The organism is Mesorhizobium sp. M3A.F.Ca.ET.175.01.1.1 (assembly GCF_004791945.1).
Taxonomy (GTDB): Bacteria; Pseudomonadota; Alphaproteobacteria; order Rhizobiales; family Rhizobiaceae; genus Mesorhizobium.
Window position 1 is genome coordinate 94,331 of the sequence record NZ_SRTP01000003.1, and the last position, 22,190, is coordinate 116,520.

Here is a 22,190-nt window from a genome sequence, read left to right on the forward strand (position 1 = left end):
GGGCACCCTGGATTGGGTGCCCAATAGCTCATCATGCCGTCTTTCAGGCTGAACGGAAGCGATCAGAATATTCGCCGCGCAATTTGATGAACCAAGGCTCTTGCGCCGGCCACCACCACATCTTGGCAACGGCCTCCGGAGGATAGGCCTTCACGCTGAAGTCCTTGAACGGACCTGTTAGCAGGTCGATCGATCCTGCCGCGCTGGAAAGTCCTTGGTTCGCAACACCCCAGCGGACACCATTTTTGGGCCGAGAAATCCACCTTAGATATTCATACGCCTGGTCCACATTCTTGGCGCTCTTCGTAAGAACGTAGCCTTGGTTCCATCCGAAAGCGCCCTCCTTCGGAGTAACCCACCGTACGTTAGTACCTTGGTCGCCAAGCGAACGCCCGATCGACTCCCAAACCAGACCAACTCGGCAACCATTTGTAGTGAAGGCGCCGATGCCCTCGTTGTCGTTCGTCCAGAACTGCGCGACGTTCTTTTTGTGCTTCACCGCTTCTGCGAGGATGACGTCGTATACAGCCCTCATCGACGCCTCGTCCTTGTAGGCGTCTAGATACGGTTTGGGCAACTTGCCCTGAGCTTCCATCACCCGACCTAGCGCCGCAAGCCCTGAATAAGGCCGTAGCGTGACCTGACCTTCAAACTGCGGGTCAAAGAGATCTGCAAGGCTTGCGGAGCCGAATTCATGGTCCTTGACGTCGCTCGCGTAAGCCATGCCCTCGCCGCCCCATAGCGCCGACATATAGTAGAGCTTGCCGCCCACATAGGCGCTATCGCCTTCCACAGTCCCGGGCATGCCTTTTGAAGTGTTGGCCAGTTCCAATTTGGCAGGATCGAGCGGCTGCACAATCCCACTCGCGGGATAGACCGGCAGATTGGTTATGGTAGCCTCGACCAAGTCCAGTTCGCCGGGATTGGCCAGCTTCGCCTGCGCGAGGATGCTGTCGGAGTCAGGTTGGCCGATTTCATTCACCGTGATGCCGGTGTCTGCTTTGAACGCGTCAAAGACGTCCTTGTGCAATGGAAAACCGGCATAGGTGAGAAGATTGAGCTCACCTGAGGACGCGAGCGCTTTGGAAGAAATGATAGCGGGGGCGGCGAGAAAAGCACCCGTCGCTACCGCACCTTTGAGAACGCTGCGTCTGTTTACGATTAAGTTTTTCATTTTTGCTCCTTCCTCTGTTGAGTTCATTCCGTTGGCTCCCTGACTAGCACTTTGCCATCGCGCAGCTTTTGTAACTGGCTGGACCTGCCGGGTTGGCATTGTCGCCATTCGTGGCGGTGCGACCACGATGATCGGCTCCTAAATTACGCCGGCCCTCATCGGGGGTGCGCCGCGGCCGGACTGTCTCGAACTTGATCCCATTGTGCGACCCCGCTGCGTTCTGTTTGGTTATAGGGCAGCACTTATGCTTGCCATAAGCGCGAGAACGTGGCAATCGTTTTCGGAATATAATTCTATAAATTCTCGAACGGTCGAGATGCTCCGGCAGCGTCCAGCACATCGATCGGCTTCGAATTTGGGGCGGTGATAGCGTGAGACCACCTGCGAGCCTGGGCACTGGCGACGTAGATCGCAGGGCGACGCTAACCACAATTGCATCGATAGTTTAGTCGCCCATTTTAATGCGGTCATGACGCAGCTAAGTGGCTATCGGAGGATGCCGTCATAAACGAAACATACGACATCATAGTCGCGGGCGCCGGCTCCGCGGGTTGCGTGCTTGCAAACTTGCTCTCGGAAAATCCCGGCACCAGAGTGCTGCTTCTTGAGGCTGGTGGGAGGGATTGGAACCCGCTCGTGTCGATTCCCCTTGGCGCACGCAAGCTGCTCGACTGGGGTTGGTATCAATGGAACGACCGGTCAGAGCCGGATCCAGGCTTAAATGGTCGTCGGCAACGGGTGCCGCACGGCAAGCTCATAGGAGGAACTTCCTCGATCAACTTCATGGCGCATGTGCGCGGGCATCCCCATGACTACGCAAACTGGGTTAGGTGCGGCGCAAAGAGCTGGAGCTACGAGGCCGTGCTGCCATTTTTTCGTCAGAGCGAGCGCTGGCTACTCGGAGGGGATCAGTGGCGCGGCGCTGAAGGACACGTCAGTGTCGAGCCTTCCGCGTTGCGTGATCCAATCGCACAAAACTGGTTCGCGGCAATCGACGCCTCCGGCCAGGGCAGAACGACCGACTACAACGGACAGAGTCCTGAGGGCTTCGGTCCAATGCAATATTCTGTGGATCACGGCCGGAGAAGCTCCGCCGCCTCAGCATACCTGAAACCGGCGCTATCTCGTCCAAACTTGCGGCTGATAAAACGGGCTACCGTCACTCGAGTGTTGTTTGACGGGCGGCGGGCGGTTGGCGTCGAGTACGTGCGGGCCGGGCGGACTGGGCAAGCGTTATGTTCCGACCGCCTCGTTCTCTCGATGGGGGCGATCAATACCCCGCAAGTCCTAATGCTGTCGGGGGTTGGGCCGGCCAATCATTTGAAGCAGGTTGGAATCAACCCGGTCCTCGATCTCCCGGTCGGCAAGAATCTGGAGGATCATCTCGGCTACTTCGTAGAATGGGAAAGGCACGACGTCGATCCGTTTCACGCATCGCTTAGGCTCGATCGAATAGCCGTCAATATGATGCGGGCATATCTGTTTCGCACAGGGCCTGCAGCGCATCTCCCAGGGTCGATTGGCGGTTTCATTCGATCGTCCCCCGAGCTTGTCGCGCCTGATCTTCAGTTTCTCATCCCGTTCATTAGCCCCAGTGCGAACGTTTGGCTGCCGGGCCAAAATGTACGCGCACAAGCTGAGTTTGCAGTTAAGGTCCAGCTGACATCGCAACGGAGCAGGGGAGAGGTCAAGCTCGCTTCTGCCGATTTCCATACGCGGCCTCAGATCGTTTACAACTCGCTGTCGGATGATCACGATTTAAAAGTGCTGCGAGCGGGCTTCAGGATCGCCCAAGATCTTGGTAACTCCCCAGCGCTGGCCCCTTTTAGAAAAGGCCCGAAAAACCCTGACCGGGTGCTTGAGCACGACGAAGAAATCGACAGCTTCATTCGGGCCACGGCAACTCAGCAGTATCATCCAGCCAGCACGTGCCCGATGGGAGGCGACGGCCAAGCTGTTCTCACAAATGAGTTGAAGGTGCGCGGTACCGCCAACCTGTTCGTAGTTGATGCTTCTGCCATGCCCCGTCTCATTTCTGGCAATCCCAACATCGTCGTCATTATGATGGCCGCGCGTGCTGTCGACCTGTGGAAGCAGCTGAACTTAGCGGGAGGACCGCTTGGTTGAGACTTGCGGGCAGCGGTGTTTGCATCAACCGCTGATCGGGGCGCCGGTCGGTCGCAGGCTCTCTGCTGAAAAGAACGGATGTCGCCGATAGGATTCTGGTAGGCGAGCAAGCGCTTCTGGACGTGTAAGCTAAGCGCCTCGCAGAGCTCGGTCGGCGGCCCGTTGGCCACTGCGGATGCCACTTTCCATGTGAATGCTGTCATAATCGGTTCCGGCGAAGGACACCCCTCGTAGCCGTTCTGCGCTTGCCTTAAAATCCAGCACTTTGCGGTGCATTCCAGGTTCATAACGGGCGAGCCCCCAGTGGTGCCGAACCACATGCGCCTCTTCGATGGCGGCGGGGAATTCGGGGAAGAAATCCTCCAGGTCTTTCCTTGCCAGTTCGATCAAGTCCGTGTCGGAACGGCCCAACAGCTCGACGACTGCAGGAAATGCCGGCCACGCTGAAATGAGGCCTTTGCCGCTTGGAACAAGATAAGGCGTCTTAGCAGCGTGGTTGACCGCCATGTTGAAGGTCGCGTGGCGATACCCGTGGCCCATATAGGCGTAGGCTTCACTTTTAACTGGGCGGTCCAAAAAGAAAAAAACCAGCGGCATCGGCGTGTGGGTGAAATTAGACAGGAAACTTTTTTGATATTGAAATTCCTCGGGCAGAGCGGAGCCCGCTCCGCCGGCTGTGCATGCCAAGATCACATGCTTTGCTTTCAAGCTCTTGCCGTTCTCGAGGAGTACGCCGTCGACCGAGCCGGCGGTTGTTAGAACAGACTGGACACGGCTTCCGTAGTCGATCCGCAAGTCCTGAGCCATGCGCTGCGGAAGCGACGCAATACCTCCCCGCAGTCCCAAAATCTTAGTCGTCATCCGGAGGCGCAGCCCGTTGACGATGTAGTACATGCTGATCTTGTCGGGGGTGGAATTTGCCATCGCCCAGGACATCGGACGGAGCACGAAATCTGTGAAGTTTCGTCCGGCCCAGCGCAGCTCCTCGGCGGCGCTGACATTGTCGTATTCTGGAATATCCGTACTGAGTTCAAACTGAGAAAAGGGCTTTGCGTAGGTGAAGTACTGGGTCCAGAATCGAGCGAGATCTAAGCTGCCTCGAACGCCGATGATGCGAGCAAGATCCATGTTGCTGCCCGATATTCGGGGGCGCCCCCGGCGATCCAGATATTGCAACTTGCTGCCAGTAGGCATGACATCCGCCGTCATTCCATAGTTGGCAATGATGCCCAGCATCTCCGTATAATTCGAATGGAGCCCTTGCGCCCCAGCCTCGGCTCGGTCACCGTTTCTGCGGATGATACGGGCAATGCGGCCCCCCGGCCGTTCAGTCGCTTCCAATACGAGAACATTTTGCCCGGCGCGCTGTAATTTGGTTGCGGCGGTTAGACCAGCGATGCCTGAACCAACCACGATTGTATCGAAATCCGGCACTCGGGAGTTCCCCCATATGCGATCAACGAACGGAATTTAGTTCCATATTCGACAGAAATGCTCGCCTATTGCAACCATTTATGTTGCCCCGTGACCTTGAAATGAACAGAGTCCCGACACTAGCTACCCGCCACTAGCTATGCGATACCGGCCGGATGATTGGGCAGGTCGAGACGCCGCTGTGGTCAGCCGACGGAGGCTCAGGCCGGGCTGCCGAGGCTTCAGTAGCTTACCTAAAATCAAAATAAAGTTTCAGTTTTGGGATGGTGCGCTTGACGGCTTTCTCACCTTGGCATAATCCAACGGTGCGTCAACCACTCGGGACGATGAAGCCTCGTGATCAACTTTCCATACAAGGTGAGCTTCTGGGCCACTGGCAACGTCGAGCCTACCTATCCGCTTGGTGATAGTGACATCAGCGTGGACATTCTGGTTATCGGCGCGGGATTTGCCGGCATCTCTTCCGCTTACTACCTCAAGAAGGCGGCACCTGACCTGAACATCGCCGTGGTGGAGGCCGAATATGTTGGATTCGGACCGAGCGGCCGCAATTTCGGTGGGGTGACGACCGGAATGCGTGAACTGCGTACCTCGTTTATCACTGGCTTCGATCTCGAGGAGGAACGTTTTGCGGCTAAGTACTTCCTGAGGAGCCGCGACGAATTCGAAAAACGCATCGCGGATGGCGCAATCGAATGTGAGTACCGTGACGAACCGATCCTCATGCACGCTCTCGACGCTGACGCCTGGCAGACGTTGCAGCATGAATCGGAGCTACTTCACCAGCGCGGCACTCCAAACAAGCTTTTGAGCGGCGATGAAGTTCGGCAGGCCCTTCCGGTACCTTATGAGATACATGGCGGCATGGTGCTCACGGCTTGGCGCTCGGTTCAGCCATTTAAGCTTGTGCGGGGTTTCGCCGAGCAGCTTCGCGGCATGGGCGTGGCGATCCACGAAGCCACCAAAGTCTCCGATATCCATGATGACGGCTCCAAGGTTTCTGTAACTACGACGAACGGGGGCACGATCAAGGCGGACAAGGTGGTGCTTGCGACGAATGCCTACACATACCACATGAAGCCGTTCAATGAGCTCCTGTTTCCACGTCAATCCTATGTGGTTGCGACCGTTCCGTTGCAGGATGACGTTTTCCAGAGCCTTGGCCTAAAAGAATTCACCTACATCGAGGATGTCGGAATGACGTTCTATTATGCCCGGGCCTATAAGGATCGCCTGCTGTTTGGAGGCGGTATGCCAACTAAGGGCTTGTTTTCGCCATCCACGGTGGACAGGGCAGCTGACACAGACCCGGTCGAGTATGAACGTGTCTACGAGGAAATGCAGCGTCGTTTTCCACAGCTCAAGGGAGTTGCGCTTGAAGCTGTGTGGTCCGGTCCGATCGATATCACGGAAAACTTCGCCCCGATCATCAGGCCAATGGCCGGGATGCCGAACGTCATCGCAAATATCGGTTTCAACGGGGAGGGGCTCTTCGCCGGCAGTCTTTCGGGTAAGATGGTCGTTGGGCAGGTTCTGGGCAGTAGCCACTCGGATCCAGATGCGGAACGAGTCCGCCGGTATCTGAACGGCAACTGAATGCATTCGCGCCACAGCCTCCGCTCGAGCCACAAGTGCTATGTCAATTCAAGTTCATGAGCTCCGCCGATGAGGATCAATGCGCCTTCGATGAAGCTAGATATGCTTCTGTGCGGTGTCGAGATTCGGGAACAGCGCCCAATCATCACTTGCCGGATCGGTTCCTATAACGCGACAACTGAGTTGTCTCGGGAGGACATGCGCAACTTCGTCCGATCCCTGCTTCGACCGAAGGTCGCCTGGGCCTTCGCAAAGGTCTTTTTTGGTAAGTCGGAGTAATTGCCGACACTGGGCTATCCTTGCCAGCGGAAACTGGTAGGAAGTCGATTTGCTGCCGAACTTTGCTCGTTTGAATGCGGGTGAGCGCTGACCCTCACGCTCTTCAAGAACCTGGGTGTTCATTGCTCGCTTCTTTACGCGGCTCGCTTCTTTACGCGGAGTGACGCTCAGCCCGTGCAACCGGTGGATTGAGATATACCGTAAGCGGATGCTCACGCTGAGCGAATGTCACCCTTTGCGAGTCACGAACCGAGTCTCGAGATACGGTTCAACGGCCTGAGAACCTCCTTCGGTGCCGTAACCAGAATCCTTGATGCCTCCAAAGGGAACCTCAGGGAGAGCGAAGCCCAAGTGGTTGATCGTGGTCATGCCAGCTTCAACTTCGTTGGCGAGACGGGTCGCCAACGCTGTATCACGAGTATAGGCATAGGCAGCCAGCCCGTACGGAAGTCGGTTTGCCTCCGCGATAGCTTCGTCGACCGACGAGAATCGATTGATTACCGCTATTGGTCCAAAAGGTTCTTCATTCATAATACGAGCCGACGTGGGTACGTCGGCCAATACTGTCGGCTCGTAAAACCAGCCCTGGTTACCTATCCGTCTTCCGCCAACCACCAAGTTGGCGCCTTCTTTGACAGCATCCCTAACCAACTCATCAATCGCGTTTACGCGCTTCTCGTTAATGAGCGGACCCATTTCGGTTGCCGGATCAAGGCCACTGCCAACCTTGATTTTCTTCGCCGCAGCTCCGAAGCGCTCCGCGAAGCTGTCAGCCAACTCGTCCTGCACCAAAAAACGCGTCGGTGAAATGCATACCTGTCCTGCATTGCGGAACTTGAACTGCACCAACGATGAAAGTGCGTGGTCCAGGTCGGCGTCCTTGGCGATGATTACCGGGGCATGACCACCAAGCTCCATCGTGGCGCGCTTCATGTGAAGGCCTGCAAGTGCAGCGAGCTCTTTCCCGACGGGAGTTGATCCCGTGAAGCTGATCTTGCGAATGATTGGACTCGGGATGAGGTAGCGCGAGATTTCGGTTGATCGGCCGTTGACGAGATTGACTACTCCCGCCGGAATGCCAGCGCGCGCAAACGCCTGAATGAGGCCTCCAGGGCTTGCGGGCGTTTCCACCGGCGCCTTGACGATAATAGAGCACCCCGCGGCCAAGGCGGCTGAAAGCTTGCGCACAATCTGGTTCAGGGGGAAGTTCCAGGGGGTGAAGGCGGCCACAGGGCCCACCGGCACTTTCATTGTGAACTGCAGAACGTCGGGTGATCGGGCCGGAATAACCTGGCCATAGGTGCGTTGTGCTTCTCCGGCGAACCAATCGATAATATCCGCAGCCGCCAACGTTTCGAGGCGAGACTGCGAGAGCGGCTTGCCCTGTTCCAGGGTCATCCACCGGCTTATGTCCTCGACGTCAGCACGGACATTTTCTGCAGCTCGGCGCATTAGTTTGGCGCGCTCAAAAGGCGAAGTGCCGGCCCAAACCTTGAACCCGGCTTCTGCGGCGGCCAGCGCGTCATCAAGATCGCGCTCAGAAGCATGCGCGACACGTCCGATTTCAAGATTGGTCGCGGGATCGGTCACCGGGATCCAGCGATCATCTTCGGCGGGCCGCCAAGTTCCGTTGATGTAAAGCTTAACGTCAGGATAGCTGGTCATCTGTCCCCAAAAACTTTGTGACTGCTCAGAGTTGACACCTTCGACACCTTCGCATTCGAGACGCGCGCATTTCAGCAGACGGTCAGGCTAGAGCGCGGCGGACGTTCAGCTGGGAGTACTAATGCCAGCAAGTCTTTCGATCGTCAATGAAAATGAAATTAAATTTCGATTTGCACCTTACGGTCAAGCTGCTGCTTCACCTCGAGAATCCACCTTCGCCAGCAGCGTTTCGATCGCGGCCAGCGACGCGGACTCGGTCAGTAGGAGCGGGTGGCCGCGGCCCTCGACTACGGTCAGCGTGGCATTGGCGTTTGCAGCGGCCATCCTCTCTCCTAGGTCTTGGGGGAGAAAGTCAGACAACGCTCCCTTTAACACAGCAATCGGTATGTTAAGCCCCGCGAACTCGTTCCAGAGGGACGGCTTATCGGCGCGGAAGCGCTTCGTTTCTTCGCTGGTCATCGGGTCGAAGTCGCGGACGTACTGGCCGCTCGCGGTCTCGCGGTGGGAGAGTTTGGCGAACCACCGCCAGTCCTCGTCGTCGAACTCCGGGAAGTATTTGCTATTGATTTCCTTCAGTTTCATGGCGAGTAACTCGAGGGGCCGCTCAAGGTGATCGACGGTTCCGCCGAGCCGCTTACTCCCCGGCGGTGTCGTTTCCGTCCCGGCGTCGTTGAGCACGATGCCGGCGACGCGGTTCGGACAATCGTGAGCCATCTGAATAGCCATGAATGCGCCGAGGGCGGTCCCGACCACGACCAGTTGGTCCATGTGCAGATGATCGGCAAGCTTCCAGACGTCATCGATCAATGTCTCAAATCTGTATTCCGAAGGGTCAGACGCGCGTGTCGAGTTGCCGCGGCCCCGCATGTCGGGAGTGACGACACGCCGCGTTTGCGACAGATGCAGTGCAAGACCCTCGAAATCGCGAGCATTGCGCCAGAAACCGGGAAGGCAGATGATCGGTGTAGCGTCTTGAGCGCCGGCGTAATCCCTGAAATACAGCCGATGATTTTGGCCAACGTCGAAATAGTTTTCCTCGTGGCTGACAAATGCCCTTGTGGCGCTCATGCTTTTCTCCTCACGATCCGGCCTGGCTTACGGGTGGATTCTCGATTCCTTGGCCGGCCGTTACAGCTTTGCACCGTGAGGGCATCGGCCCAGTCTGTTGGATGGTGCGAGCTTTGCCGGTGGGGGGTGCCTAGTCGTGGACATCTTCGGCAAAGCCGATGCGTCGCTTAGATGGCGTTGCGGGCCGACAGGAACATAGGGCCGCCCTTACCCCGCGGGAAGCCGTAGCCGTGCACCTCGACGAGGTCGATGGCTTCTGGACTGTCGGCGATGCCTTCTTCCAAGATCTTGCGACCTTCGTCGGCCATCGCATTAATCAACCTGCCGATGATCTTGCGCGAGTCCACCTGCTTCGGTGTGCCAATTGAGGGCGCGAGAAGGCGGGCCGTCGCGGCCGAGGGCTGCGGCTTGCGCTCGCCGGGCTCATAATCGTACCAGCCCCCACCGGTCTTCTGCCCCTTGCGCCCTGCGCGTACCAAGATATCGCCGAGAGTCTCCGGAACGTTCTCGCCCCTGCCACGGGCGGCTTCCCGGTTCATGAACGAAATGTCGAGCCCCGCCAAATCCTGCATCTCGAACGGACCCATCGCGTATCCGAAATCCCTAAGAGCTGCGTCAATAGCCGCGAAATCCACCCCCTCGGCCACCATCTGCTCCGCCTCGCCCCGATAGCGCTTGAGGATGCGGTTGCCGATGAACCCCTCGCAAATGCCGGCACGGACCGGAACCTTCGCCAGCCGTTTTGCCAAGTCGAACCCCGTTGCCTTCACGTCCGCCGCGGTTTGTGGCAGGGGGATGATTTCGAGCAGCTTCATGACCTGCGCGGGGCTGAAGAAATGTAAGCCGATGAAGCGTTCTTGGTTGCCAAATCCCTCCACGATAAGCCGCGGATCGATATAGGAAGTGTTCGTGGCCAAGATCGCATCGGCGCGGCAGACTTGTGAGAGCCTGGCGAATACGTCCCGTTTTACGTCGAGGTCTTCAAAGACGGCCTCGATGACCACGTCGCAGCCGGCCAGTTCGTCGAGACCGACCCTCCCGCTGAGACGCGCCAACCTGTCTCGGCCTTCCTGGTCGGAGTGTATCTTTCGCTTGGCCTGGGCGGCGAACACAGCCTCCAGCGCGGTCCTTGCGCGGTCCAGGCTCGCCGCATCCCGCTCGGAAAGCACAACAGTCAATCCCGCATTGAGGAGGGCAGTGGCAATGCCCACCCCCATCGTTCCGCCACCGACGACCCCGGCCAGGTTGATACGTCGGGGCTCGACGCCGCGTAGCGCCGCCGACCGGAACGCAGATCGCTCGGCGAAGAACAGGTAGCGCAGGGCTGCCGCCTCGTCCGAAGCACGCAGGCGCAGAAACGTTTCGCGCTCGAAGCTTAACCCCTCCATTGCGCCCTTCTGGACACCCAGGCGCAGTGACTCGAGTGCCGCGAGAGGGCCCTTGGCGCCTTTGGCTGACTTGCGAATTCGGGCGGCGGCTTCAGTCCAGAAGCCTTCGCCCGGATCGGCGACCGGCAGCTCAGTTGCCACAGAAGGCAAAGGGCGCGTCGTCATTTCGGCCGCGGCCGAGATGACGCCCTCGAGGAAGTCACCCTCCACCAACCCGGCAAGGTGCAGCTCGATCGCGCGCTGCGCATCGATCTGAGCGTTCTCCGCGATAACTGGCAGCGCAGCCTCCACGCCAACAAGCCGCGGAAGACGCTGTGTACCACCTGCTCCCGGGATGATGCCAAGGTTTATCTCGGGCAACCCGAACCGAGCCTTGGGCGAGACCAGACGGTAGTGGCAAGCGAGCGCCAGCTCCGCGCCGCCACCGAGCGCCGGTCCATTGACTGCTGCGACCCACGGCTTGCCCGAACGCTCAATCCGTTCCAGCACCTCCGGAAGGTGTGGCACTTGCGGTGGGCGTTCGAACTCCGTGATATCGGCGCCCCCTACGAACAGCGATCCGGCTCCGGTTAACACCACCCCCGCAACGGATCCGTCGGCTTCCAGTTCGGGGACCAACTCGAGCAGCCGTTGACGCACGGCCAGCCCAAGCGCGTTGACGGGCGGATTATCGATCGTCACCACAGCGATTGCACCGCGGCGTTCAAGCTTCACCGGCATATCGGACATCCTAGCTCCAGCAACATTCGGATAGAGAGTTTTGCGGTCGACCCACGCCTGATCGCCAAAAGGCGAAAAATGGTCCTCAGTGCTTCCACATAGCCGCCACCCTGGCGGCCATCATCATGATCACCACATTCGGGTTGCCGCCGATAAGGTGGGGCATGGCCGAGGCGTCGACGACATTGAGTGCGTCAAAACCCTTAACGCTCAGATCGGCATTTAGGACGCTGCGTTCGTCATTGCCCATCCGGCAGGTGCAGGCGGGGTGGTACTGCTGGAACGAATTGGCGCGGACGAAGGCGTCGATGTCATCATCGGTCTTGAGAGGCTTGGCGGGGAGGAGTGTTTCCGCCCTCATTGGTGCCATGGCGGTGGCCTCCCCGAGAGCCATGGCAAGATGATAGCCTCGGCGCATGGTAGCCACATCCTCCGGCGCCTCGAGCGAGCGGTAGAGGATCCGCGGACGCTCCATCGGATCTGTGGACCGCAGAAGCACCTCGCCCCGGCTTCTCTGACTGAGCAGATTGACCTTCAAGCCGAACGATCCGGTTCCAGGACGGTTGATGAAAGGGTACCAGAGATTGGCCTCCGGCGAGATCATGGAAATGACGAGTTGGATGTCGGGCTGGACAAGGGCTGCCTCGGACTTGAGGAAAGCCATGATTGCGCCGGGCAAGTGCGCGGCTGGGCCGGTTCCAAAGAAGTGGGCACGCAGCATGTTCAGGGCGATGCGGTCGAGTCGCAGTGACTTGTGAAACGGATCGGGCCGCTTGCGGCGCCAGAGCAATGGAAAGGCCAGGTGGTCCTCAAGCGACTTTCCAACGGGCAGATCGGCAAGCGGAGCGATACCGGACGCTAGCAGGTGATCGGCTGGTCCGATCCCGGAGAGCAGGAGTAGGTGGGGCGTGTTGATCGCGCCGAGGCACAATGCGACGCGCTCCGACGCGCGCACGACACGGCGTTGGCCGCCCTTGACATACTCCACACCGACGGCGCGCCGGCCCTCGAAGATAACCTTCGTGACGTGCGCGCCGGTGCGCAGGGTGAGATTTCTGCGGCTCATCGCCGGCCGCAGGAAGGCCCTGGCTGGTGAAGAGCGTCGACCGTCCCGGATAGTGTACTGGATCGCGCCGAAGCCTTCGTTGTGTTCGCCATTGTAATCGTCGGTCAGCGGATGGCCGAGTTCCTTGGCTGCTGCGAACCAAGCCCGAGGCAGCGGATCAACAAATTTGGCCTTGGACGCCCCGAGGGGGCCGTAGCCGCCGCGCCACTCGTTCTCGCCGCCCTCCCAGGTCTCGCATTCCTTGAAGAAGGGCAGCACCTCGCCGTAGCTCCAGCCAGTCGCGCCCTGTTCGACCCAGCGTTTGTAATCGTTGGGATGGCCCCTCACATGAGCCATGAAGTTCAGCGAGCCGGTACCGCCTATAACCTTGCCGTGGGGGACACTTTGGCGGTGGTCGTTAAGGGTCGGGTCGGCATCAGAGATGTCGCCCCACTGGAACATCGAGTGGTCGAACATCTTGCGGGCGCCGTATGGGATATGGATCAGCGGATTCCAGTCCCATCTGCCCGCCTCCAGCAGCAGCACGCGTCGGCCCGGATCGATGGAAAGCCGGTCGGCAAGTACGCAGCCGGCGGTGCCCGCGCCGACGATGACGGTATCGAACGTCTCGGCCATGTGAACTCAAGTCCTCCCGGCGATCGATTTTCCGGTCCCGGGGATCATGCGCCGCGCAGCGCGCGAGCGGCGGCGCGCTGCCCACTGCGCACGCCACTTTCCATGTGGATGCTGTCGTAATCCGTCCCAGCGAAAGAAATGCCGCGAAACGTTTCGGCTTCCTTCTTGAAATCGAGGACCTTGCGGTACATTCCTGGCTCGTAGCGTGCCGCGGCGCGATGGTGGCGGACGACTCGAGCTTCTTCGATCCATGACGAAAACCCGGGGAAAAAGCCCTCTAGGTCTGTTCGCGCCTGTTCGATGATTTCTGCATCGGTGCGCTTCATGAGATCTACCGACCTAGGGAAGGCCGGCCAGGCGGAAACGATCGCCTTGCCAGAGGGGGCGAGAAAAGGCGTCTTCTTGGAATGATCGAGCGCCATGTTGAACATGGCATCGCGGAACGGATGGCCCATAAACGAATAGGCTTCTTTACCAAGCGGCCGATCAAGAAAGAAGAACACGAGTGAGAGCGGCGTGTGCGTGTAGTTCGTCAGGAAGCGCTTGACCTGACCGAACTCTTCCGTGAGCAGCTGGCCAGCGATCGCAGCGGTGCAAGACAAGATGACGTGGTTCGCCTTAATGGCCGTCCCATCCTCAAGCTCGACGCCGTCGACCACGCCATTGGTGGTGAGCACCGTCTTGACCGGCGCCCCATATTGCACCGGCACGGTGCTCGCGAGCTTGGCCATCAGAGATTCATTGCCGTGCAACAGGCTCATGATCTTGGTCGTCATGCGAATCCGAAGCCCGTTGACGATGTAGTACATGCCGATTTTGTCGGGCGTTGAATTTGCCATCGCCCAAGACATCGGTCGCAGCACGAAATCGGTGAAGTTTCGTCCGGCCCAGCGCAACTCCTCGGCGGCGCTGACATTGTCGTATTGCGGAATGTCCCTGACCGCCTCGAACTGCGGGAACTTCTTGGCAAAAGTGAAGTAGCGCGCCCAGAAATAGGCGAGGTCGAGCTTTCCACGCGTTCCCACGATCTTGGCGAGGTCGGAATTCCCGCCGGATATTCGGGGCGCGCCAGAATGGTCGAGATATTGGACTTTGCCAAAGGACGGCCGCAGGTCCCCTTTCATGCCGAACCGGTCGAGCATCCCAAGCATTTCGGTATAGTTCGAATGGATACCTTGCGCGCCAGCTTCAGCCGCGTCGCCGTTCTTCCTCGTTATCTTCACTATGCGGCCGCCGGGCCGGTTGGTCGCCTCGAGAACGAGAACTTTCTGGCCGCTCCGCTGCAGTGCTTCAGCTGCTGTCAGACCGCCAATTCCGGCGCCGACAATGACGGTATCCACCGTTGACACTATTTAGGACTCCCAACGAAAGGCATTCAGCGAAAAAAGGAACTTAATTTCGATAATCACTTATGTTGGGGGAAATTGCAACTCGCACCATACACTCCACCAATGCGCTGACGATGATGCCAGACCCGCTTGCCGAGCTGACCACTCAGAAGCCCAAACATTCATGCCTCGACCGACCCAATGGCGCGGCTGTTACCGAAGCAGGTCAAGCGAAGATGAAGCGCAATCGGGCGGCTGTGGGTACAGCCGAACACTTCCTGACGGAATGCTGTCCTACTGGCCGCCGCATTTCCTGAATATGAGAGAGGTCAGTAGAACCGGAAAGTCGCCCTGACGGCCCCTCGTTCCGGCCAGCTATTCAGGTGTGTCCGATAGTTGGATCCTCTAATCGCTCACGAAGGTGTCGCGCGGCCGCGACAAGTTCATGTCCGACAGTTGAGAGGCAGGCGTCTCTGGAAAGAATGTCGGATATGCCGCCACAGGTTAATGCCACAAGAGGCGATCCGTCTGTAGGGCGGAATGGCACTCCGACTGCGTTGATGTAGCTGTACCAAGTGCCGAAAGAGCAAACATAGCCTCGTTCTCGATACATATTCATAGCTTCATCAACTGCTTGCCGTATCGCACGGCGGCTCTTTGGCTCGCTCGCGATCAACTGCTTTATCAGATCACTGCGCAGTTCTGGCATCATCCCCACGACATAGGCGAGACCCATGGCGGTGCGCCAGATAGGCAGTTGCGACCCAACATTCAGTTGTAACGTCACCGGCCCATAAGCCCGGCTATTTGCAAGGTAGATCATCTCTAGCCCATTTCGGGTGCCCAAAGCTGCAGCTACTCCGGTCTTATCTGCAAGGCGTCGCAACAAAGGCTGCACGACGCGTACCACCGGTGTTGAGCTCAGGGCGGAATATCCGAGCGAAACGGTCGATGGACCGATACTATATCGCCCCATCGCCTCGTCATAATTCAGATAACCCATACTGACCAATGCGTAAGTGAGGCGGGAAACGGTGGCTTTGGCAAGTCCAGTCCTGTCTATCAAATCCTGGTTGCCCAACGTCGAGTCGGTTGCCCTGAATGCCCGCAAGATTTCGAGTCCGCGGACCAGGGAACTCGCGGCAACACTATCGTCCCCTGCGACTTCATCGGGTGTCTTGGTTCGTTTTCTCATGCCTCAAGCTCCAGCTACCGTGTGTGCCGATCCCAATGACACCTCTATAAGGAAATGAAATATAAATCCACCACGGCCGTTCAGCATGGTGTGAGGCGTCACTGTGCATTCGAACACGAGTGACCAACCCTTCGATGGAGCCTTGCCGCCATTTGTCATCGGCCAATCGAGAGCATCCCACAGAAGGTCGCAATGCAGAAAAGTGGAATTTAGTTCCATTGCTGTTGATGTCCTCAGTGCGATGTGGCAGAACGACGTCCACATCGTGGAATGCGCATTTCCAGGTTTGGCGGTAGAGTCCGGTGATAAGAGACGAACAACTTCTCAGTGGTCTGGTGGAATCGGTTCGACGGTTCGTGCGGGAGCGGCTGATCCCTGCCGAGAACGAGGTTGAGGCGTCGAACGCAGTGCCGCCCGCTATCATCCAGGAGATGCGAGGACTCGGCCTGTTTGGTCTGTCGATCCCGGAGGAGTATGGCGGGCTGGGTTTGACCATGGAAGAAGAAGTGGCGCTTGCCTTCGAGCTTGGCTACGCGTCGCCGGCGTTCCGCTCAGTGATCGGCACGAATAACGGTATTGGCTCGCAGGGCATCATTGTCGACGGAACAGAGGCCCAGAAGGCCTACTGGTTGCCTCGCCTCGCGTCCGGGGAAGCTATCGGTTCATTCGCGCTTACCGAGCCGGACGTTGGCTCCGACGCTGGTTCGGTCAAGACCAGTGCGGTTCGAGATGGCGATCATTACGTCCTGAATGGCACGAAACGCTATATTACCAACGCGCCGCTTGCGAATGTTTTTACGCTGATGGCGCGAACCGGCGGCCCCGGGCCAAGTGGCGTCACCGCCTTTCTGGTTCGTAGCGACGCGCCAGGTTTGTCCCTGGGCTCGGTGGACGGCAAAATGGGGCAGCGCGGCACCCGGACCTGCGACGTGATTCTGGAGGACTGCCGGGTTCCTGCCGACGCCGTTATCGGCGGGGTGGAAGGCCGCGGCTTTAAGACGGCGATGAAGGTGCTAAATCGCGGCCGACTTCATATCTCAGCCGTTTGTGTCGGCGCTGCGGAGCGGCTGTGCGATGAGGCGAGCGCCTTCGCCAGGACCCGTATCCAGTTCGGCAAACCAATCGCGGAACACCAGCTCGTGCAGGCAATGCTCGCCGATAGCTTGACCGAGACTTACGCCGGGCGTTGCATGGTAGTCGACACGGCCAAACGGTATGATAGCGGCGAGCGGATTGTCAAAGAGACGGCAGCCTCCAAGCTCTTCTGCTCAGAGATGGTGGGCCGCGTTGCTGATCGCGCAGTGCAGGTTCACGGCGGTGCCGGCTACATGCAAGCCTCGGCCGTCGAGCGCTTTTACAGGGATGTCAGACTGTTCCGTCTTTATGAGGGAACATCCCAGATACAGCAGATCATTATAGCGCGCGAAATGACGGCCGACTAAGTCCCTGCCCGTGCGCCCGAAGTCGCAGGGTAGTGCCTCATCTTGGCATTCGGTGCGCAAGACGAAGATAGACAGGAGAGCAGTGCATGGCCGCAGCGGCAAAAGGCAACATGAACGGTGCGCAAAGCCTTGTACATACGCTGATCGATTGCGGAATCGACACCTGTTTCGCCAATCCGGGGACGAGCGAAATGCATTTCGTCGCCGCACTCGACCAGATCCCCGGAATCCGCTGCATCCTCGGCCTTCAGGAAAACGTCGTGACAGGCATGGCCGACGGCTATTATCGCATCTCTGAGCGTCCCGCCGCGAGCCTTCTGCACTGCGGTCCCGGGTTGGCCAACGGCTTCTCGAACATCCATAACGCGCGACGCGGACGCAGCGGCATGGTCAATGTCGTCGGCGACCAGGCGACTTGGCATAGGTCGTTCGACGCGCCTTTAACAACGGACACAGAAGCGATCGCACGTGCCTGCTCAGATTGGGTCTTCACCTGCACCCGGTCCAGCGATGTCGGGCGCGACGGCGCGCGCGCTGTGCAGATCGCTCGCCGACACGGCGGCGGAATCGCGACTCTCATCTTGCCGTCGGATGCCTCGTGGGACGAGGGCGGGACGCCCTCACAACCGCTGCCGGATGAGGGGCCAACCGAGGTAGATCGGCACGCCCTTGAGACAGCCGCGCGGATTCTCCGCGAGCACGGCAAGGATACCCTCATCCTACTCGGGGCGCGTGCGACCCTTGCCAATGCGCAGGAAGCTGCCTTCCGTGTCGCTCACGCCACCGGGGCCTCGCTGCTGGCGGAATATGTCTGCGCCCGGATCTCGCGCGGCCGCGGGCGGCTCCCGCTCGAGCGTGTTGGCTATACAGCCGACGCGGCGAAGAGAGGACTCTGGCGATTCAGCCATATCATACTGGTTGGAGCGAAGCCGCCGGTTGGCTTTTTCGGCTATCCGGGCAAGCCATCGATCCATCACAATCCGGAGACGATTTTCCATCATCTGTCGCGCTACGACCAGAGCGCGCTAGATGCGCTCTCCCAACTTGCGGGAATTTTGAACGCACCGAAGGTCGCCATACCCGATCCTGGCCCACGGCCGGAGGCTGTGAGGGGCGCCGTGACTCCGGAGGGCCTTGCGCGCACCGTAGCGGCTCTGATGCCGGAGGCCTCAATCGTGGCCGATGAAAGCGTGTCCTTCGGGCGCGGGTTCTATAAAGAAACATTTGCAGCGCCAGCTCATGAGTGGCTGCATCTAACGGGTGGTGCCATCGGCGATGGCCTGCCCGTGGGCACCGGGGCAGCGGTCGCGGGCGGCGGCAGGCGTGTAATTGGATTGCAGGCGGACGGTTCGGCAATGTACTCGCTGCAGTCACTTTGGACGCAGGCCCGTGAGCGGCTCCCGGTAACAACCATCATCCTATCCAATCGTAAGTACAAGATCCTTATCGACGAATATCAGGGCGTCGGCGCAACCCCCGGGCCTACAGCCATGAACATGCTCGATCTCTCCAACCCTGAGATCGACTGGATCAAGATCGCCAATGGCATGGGTGTTGACGGGGCGCGCGCTGACACTCTGGAGCGTTGCGGTGACCTGATGAAGCAGAGCTTCAAGAGCGACGCGCCGTTCGTGATTGAACTCTCGATCGGGTGACGATTGTCGCGAACTAGTCCCAGTGGAGGTGCCCATGGCCGCACGTGATCCCTCTAATCTGCGAAGCGCGCGTTGGTTTGGACCGGACGATATGCGCACGCTTAGCCATCGCGCCCGAATGAAGCAGATGGGCTATGCGAGCGATGACTTCGACGGGAAGCCCGTCATCGCCATCCTAAACACATGGAGCGACCTCAACCCGTGCCACGCGCATTTCAAGACACGCGTCGACGACGTCAAGCGGGGCATTATCCAGGCCGGCGGCTTCCCGGTCGAGCTGCCGGCGATGGCACTCGGCGAGGTATTTATGAAGCCTTCGACCATGCTTTATCGAAACCTACTTTCGATGCAGGCCGAAGAGCAACTGCGTGCCAATCCGGTAGATGGGGTGGTGCTCATGGGCGGGTGCGACAAGACGGTTCCGGGGCTGCTGATGGGTGCTATCAGCATGAACCTGCCGGCGATTTTCGTGCCCGCGGGACCGATGCTTAGCGGTAACTGGCGGGGCGAGCGCCTCGGCAGTGGAAGTGACATTTGGAAATTCTGGGCCGACCGTCGCGCAGGCAATGCGGACAAATCCATGCAAGAGGGCATCGAGAGCGGCATCGCGCGCTCGCCCGGAACCTGCATGACGATGGGGACCGCCTCGACCATGGCTGCGATCACCGAAACGCTCGGCATGACGCTGCCTGGCGCCGCCACTATTCCTGCGGTCGATGCAGCGCATGCCAGGATGGCGTCCGCGTCTGGACGACGGATCGTCGACATGGTTTGGGAGGACCTGAAACCATCCGACATCCTCTCGCCGGCGAGCTTTGACAATGCAATCAAGATTGCGCTCGCGATGGGGGGCTCTACGAATGCGGTGATCCATCTTGTGGCGCTCGCCGGGAGGGCGGGAATAAAGCTGGATCCGGAGCGCTTTGACGAATTTTCTGCCGAGACGCCGTTCATCGTGAATGTGCGCCCCTCAGGGAAATACCTCATGGAGGATTTTCACTTTGCCGGGGGCGTTGGGGCGGCGCTCAAGGTCATTGCGGACCGCCTCGATTTGACCACACGCACCGTCGGCGGGATCTCGCTCGGCGAGGCGATCGCGCCATTCGAGGTCTATCTGCCCGATGTCATCAGGCCGCTTGACAATCCTGTCGAGCCAGCCGGTGCCCTGGTCGTCCTGAAGGGCAGCCTGGCTCCCGACGGGGCGGTCATCAAGCGGACCGCCGCTGAGCCCCGGCTTCTGAAGCATCGTGGCCCAGCCTTGGTCTTCAAAGACTACAACGACATGACTGCGCGGATTGACGATCCGGGTCTCAATGTCGATGAGAATTCGGTGCTCGTGCTGCAAAACAGTGGCCCAAATGGCGGCCCCGGAATGCCCGAATGGGGGCAATTGCCCATTCCAAAAAAGCTTTTAGAAAAGGGCATTCGGGACATGATCCGCATCTCCGACGCCCGCATGAGCGGAACGAGCTATGGCGCCTGCGTGCTGCACGTTGCGCCGGAGTCTTTCGTCGGCGGACCGATCGGCCTGCTGCGCGACGGCGACATCATCGAGATGGACGTCGATGGGCGGCGCATCGATGTCCTAATATCGGCGCAGGAGATGGAGGCGCGCCGCAAGGCCTGGGTCGCTCCTATCCGCAGGTATGAACGTGGCTACGGCGTTATGTACAGCCGTCATGTCACACAGGCGAATCTTGGCTGCGACTTCGACTTCTTGACCGGTAACGCGCCGACGGCGGAGCCGGAGATCCATTAAGCTTCGTGGCACGTCTCCAATTCAGGTAGGATTGATAAGGGAGAACGAGATTGACGACCGTAGACCGCAGTCTGAGCACGCCCCTCCCGCTGGACGGTTTTCTTCCTCCGATTTCACAAATTGCCTATGTGGTGGATAATCTGGAGCAATCAGTGCTGTTCTGGGCCAGACACATGCGTGTTGGCCCGTTCCGCTTGATCCCGCACATCCGTTTCGTGGAGAGCGAATATCGGGGGGCGTTCACGGAGTTCGATCTGAGCGTCGCGCTTGCGTGGCGGGAAGGGGTCGAGATCGAGCTGATGCAGTTGCACTCAAAGGCCCCCAGCATCATCGATCACGCGCCACTTTCTGGAGGCGTGCATCATGTCGGCATGCGGACTTCGAACATCCTCGACGACGAGCGCAGGCTCGTTGCAGCGGGGATGCGTCGGCTGCAGCGGAATGTCTCGTCAACTGGGACCGAGACGATGTTCTTCGAGGGCCCGCTCGGCCTGGTCGAACTGATCGCGGTACCCGAAGGAAGCCCTCACGCTGAGAGGCTCAAGCAGGCCGCCCTGATATGGGACGGCAACGATCCGATCCTTCCGTGACATATTTGTCCTCCTCTTCATTTGAGCTTGCCCACGCCGGCTCCTGGGTGTAATTGGAATTAAAGTTCGATCCTGCCGCGTCGGTGATCTTTGTGCTATTCCTGCAGAGTAAGCCTTTTCCGACTTTGGCAGCACGGTTGGTGATTCTTTGAAGAAGGCGGCATGCTCCCATGACGGTGACGATCGAGAAATACTTCTTTGAAGGAAATGGGCGCGTTCCGAATTCCCGCCTTCCGCTTCTCATATACCGGAACGTCATCCGCTGGGATGTCCCGACGATGGAAGCCATTATGCGGCAGAACAAGTGGATCCCTGCTTGGCACGCTCACGATGGAATGTGGCCGCGACATCATTTCCACACTGAGGCCCACGAATTCATTTGTGTGACCAAGGGAGTGCACATCGGAAAATTCGGAGGCCACAATGGTATTAAATCGCAGCTCAATGCAGGCGACGTCATCGTTATTCCCGCTGGCGTCGGACATTGCGGCTTCGAATTCAGCGACGACCTTGATCTAACGGGCGGTTTTCACGAAGGCTTTGGCGTAGTCGATTTCCGGATGGGTTTCCCGGACGAGTATTACGAACTCTGCCAGCGCGCGCGCGAAATACCAGTGATCGATTACGACCCATTCTTCGGCGTAGCGGGGCCTCTTGCTCAGATATGGAAACGCGCCGACATCGGTATTCGCAATACCGAGCCAGAGACCTACTCGGCGGACTTGCTGTCGACGCTTCTTTAACACTCAAGATGATCGGAACTTACAAATGGCAATGAAGAGGGCAAATCCCGAGGATCTCGACACTCTCGCCCATCAGGCCGAATACGCCAAGGCAAGCGGAGGAGGGGAGCATCCCAACCACGCCGAAAACCTGCGCAACCTTCATTCCAAGCTCGTCCAGAGGAGACGAAATCTCGCGCAAGACGCGATGCATTATCCAATCGCCTATCTGGGACGTGGACTTGATATCGGCAAGTTGCAGCCGGTCATCGAAGCTGTCGAGCGCGCCATTGCCGACGAAGAGCGTCGCGCCGCGAACTGATCTTCTTCGAGAGCTGCCGCGGCCAAGCTTCGGTTGCATGCGCCG

The 22,190-nt window shown here is 58.9% G+C and carries 16 protein-coding genes; 8 read left to right on the top strand and 8 right to left on the bottom strand.

What is annotated here, in order from left to right:
• Nucleotides 1-43: 43 nt before the first annotated feature.
• On the bottom strand, nt 44-1,201 hold the full coding sequence (locus EN818_RS08440) for an extracellular solute-binding protein (protein WP_189523777.1): 1,158 nt from the start codon (nt 1,199-1,201) through the stop codon (nt 44-46).
• 498 nt (nt 1,202-1,699) lie between these two features.
• On the opposite strand from EN818_RS08440, the gene EN818_RS08445 reads away from it, so the two are divergent.
• Nucleotides 1,700-3,301, top strand: a complete 1,602-nt coding sequence (locus tag EN818_RS08445) for a GMC family oxidoreductase N-terminal domain-containing protein (RefSeq protein ID WP_281036005.1) — start codon at nt 1,700-1,702, stop codon at nt 3,299-3,301.
• 129 nt (nt 3,302-3,430) lie between these two features.
• Here the strand turns inward: EN818_RS08445 and EN818_RS08450 are convergent, their stop codons facing one another.
• Nucleotides 3,431-4,735, bottom strand: coding sequence for an NAD(P)/FAD-dependent oxidoreductase (locus tag EN818_RS08450; RefSeq protein ID WP_189523779.1), 1,305 nt, complete (start codon nt 4,733-4,735; stop codon nt 3,431-3,433).
• Between the two features lie 336 nt (nt 4,736-5,071).
• On the opposite strand from EN818_RS08450, the gene EN818_RS08455 reads away from it, so the two are divergent.
• Nucleotides 5,072-6,331: an FAD-dependent oxidoreductase gene (locus EN818_RS08455; RefSeq protein ID WP_135904267.1), complete on the top strand. Its 1,260-nt coding sequence runs from the start codon at nt 5,072-5,074 to the stop codon at nt 6,329-6,331.
• 507 nt (nt 6,332-6,838) lie between these two features.
• Here EN818_RS08455 and EN818_RS08460 read toward each other — a convergent pair.
• From EN818_RS08460 to EN818_RS08485, 6 genes are all read right to left on the bottom strand, one after another.
• Complete coding sequence (locus EN818_RS08460; protein WP_135904269.1) at nt 6,839-8,275, bottom strand: NAD-dependent succinate-semialdehyde dehydrogenase; 1,437 nt, start codon at nt 8,273-8,275, stop codon at nt 6,839-6,841.
• Nucleotides 8,276-8,458: 183 nt separating this feature from the next.
• Nucleotides 8,459-9,343: an alpha/beta fold hydrolase gene (locus tag EN818_RS08465; RefSeq protein WP_135904271.1), complete on the bottom strand. Its 885-nt coding sequence runs from the start codon at nt 9,341-9,343 to the stop codon at nt 8,459-8,461.
• 167 nt (nt 9,344-9,510) lie between these two features.
• Nucleotides 9,511-11,460: a 3-hydroxyacyl-CoA dehydrogenase NAD-binding domain-containing protein gene (locus EN818_RS08470; protein ID WP_245518807.1), complete on the bottom strand. Its 1,950-nt coding sequence runs from the start codon at nt 11,458-11,460 to the stop codon at nt 9,511-9,513.
• Nucleotides 11,461-11,536: 76 nt separating this feature from the next.
• Nucleotides 11,537-13,132, bottom strand: a complete 1,596-nt coding sequence (locus tag EN818_RS08475) for a GMC family oxidoreductase N-terminal domain-containing protein (protein WP_135904273.1) — start codon at nt 13,130-13,132, stop codon at nt 11,537-11,539.
• A 44-nt stretch (nt 13,133-13,176) separates the two neighbouring features.
• On the bottom strand, nt 13,177-14,481 hold the full coding sequence (locus EN818_RS08480; protein ID WP_189523780.1) for an FAD-dependent oxidoreductase: 1,305 nt from the start codon (nt 14,479-14,481) through the stop codon (nt 13,177-13,179).
• A gap of 358 nt (nt 14,482-14,839) precedes the next feature.
• Nucleotides 14,840-15,655: an IclR family transcriptional regulator gene (locus EN818_RS08485; RefSeq protein ID WP_135904277.1), complete on the bottom strand. Its 816-nt coding sequence runs from the start codon at nt 15,653-15,655 to the stop codon at nt 14,840-14,842.
• Nucleotides 15,656-15,957: 302 nt separating this feature from the next.
• Between EN818_RS08485 and EN818_RS08490 the strand changes: the two genes are divergently transcribed.
• The 6 genes from EN818_RS08490 to EN818_RS08515 all read left to right on the top strand — a co-directional run bounded on the left by EN818_RS08490 (nt 15,958) and on the right by EN818_RS08515 (nt 22,145).
• Nucleotides 15,958-17,097, top strand: a complete 1,140-nt coding sequence (locus EN818_RS08490; protein WP_135904279.1) for an acyl-CoA dehydrogenase family protein — start codon at nt 15,958-15,960, stop codon at nt 17,095-17,097.
• Between the two features lie 86 nt (nt 17,098-17,183).
• The gene (locus EN818_RS08495; RefSeq protein ID WP_245518808.1) at nt 17,184-18,752 is read left to right on the top strand and encodes an acetolactate synthase large subunit; all 1,569 of its coding nucleotides are present in this window, start codon (nt 17,184-17,186) and stop codon (nt 18,750-18,752) included.
• 34 nt (nt 18,753-18,786) lie between these two features.
• The gene (gene araD, locus EN818_RS08500) at nt 18,787-20,511 is read left to right on the top strand and encodes an L-arabinonate dehydratase (protein ID WP_135904280.1); all 1,725 of its coding nucleotides are present in this window, start codon (nt 18,787-18,789) and stop codon (nt 20,509-20,511) included.
• A gap of 50 nt (nt 20,512-20,561) precedes the next feature.
• Nucleotides 20,562-21,101, top strand: a complete 540-nt coding sequence (locus tag EN818_RS08505) for a VOC family protein (protein ID WP_135904282.1) — start codon at nt 20,562-20,564, stop codon at nt 21,099-21,101.
• A gap of 170 nt (nt 21,102-21,271) precedes the next feature.
• Nucleotides 21,272-21,844: a cupin domain-containing protein gene (locus tag EN818_RS08510; protein ID WP_135904284.1), complete on the top strand. Its 573-nt coding sequence runs from the start codon at nt 21,272-21,274 to the stop codon at nt 21,842-21,844.
• A gap of 25 nt (nt 21,845-21,869) precedes the next feature.
• Nucleotides 21,870-22,145: a hypothetical protein gene (locus tag EN818_RS08515; protein ID WP_135860119.1), complete on the top strand. Its 276-nt coding sequence runs from the start codon at nt 21,870-21,872 to the stop codon at nt 22,143-22,145.
• Nucleotides 22,146-22,190: the final 45 nt, after the last annotated feature.

Excerpts from the sequence above, each read along its gene's own strand:
- EN818_RS08465 (WP_135904271.1), bottom strand. The coding sequence starts at position 9,343 with ATGAGCGCCACAAGGGCATTTGTCAGCCACGAGGAAAACTATTTCGAC.
- EN818_RS08440 (WP_189523777.1), bottom strand. The coding sequence starts at position 1,201 with ATGAACTCAACAGAGGAAGGAGCAAAAATGAAAAACTTAATCGTAAAC.
- araD (WP_135904280.1), top strand. The coding sequence starts at position 18,787 with ATGGCCGCACGTGATCCCTCTAATCTGCGAAGCGCGCGTTGGTTTGGA.
- EN818_RS08470 (WP_245518807.1), bottom strand. The coding sequence starts at position 11,460 with ATGTCCGATATGCCGGTGAAGCTTGAACGCCGCGGTGCAATCGCTGTG.
- EN818_RS08495 (WP_245518808.1), top strand. The coding sequence starts at position 17,184 with ATGGCCGCAGCGGCAAAAGGCAACATGAACGGTGCGCAAAGCCTTGTA.
- EN818_RS08510 (WP_135904284.1), top strand. The coding sequence starts at position 21,272 with ATGACGGTGACGATCGAGAAATACTTCTTTGAAGGAAATGGGCGCGTT.
- EN818_RS08475 (WP_135904273.1), bottom strand. The coding sequence starts at position 13,132 with ATGGCCGAGACGTTCGATACCGTCATCGTCGGCGCGGGCACCGCCGGC.
- EN818_RS08485 (WP_135904277.1), bottom strand. The coding sequence starts at position 15,655 with ATGAGAAAACGAACCAAGACACCCGATGAAGTCGCAGGGGACGATAGT.
- EN818_RS08515 (WP_135860119.1), top strand. The coding sequence starts at position 21,870 with ATGGCAATGAAGAGGGCAAATCCCGAGGATCTCGACACTCTCGCCCAT.
- EN818_RS08460 (WP_135904269.1), bottom strand. The coding sequence starts at position 8,275 with ATGACCAGCTATCCTGACGTTAAGCTTTACATCAACGGAACTTGGCGG.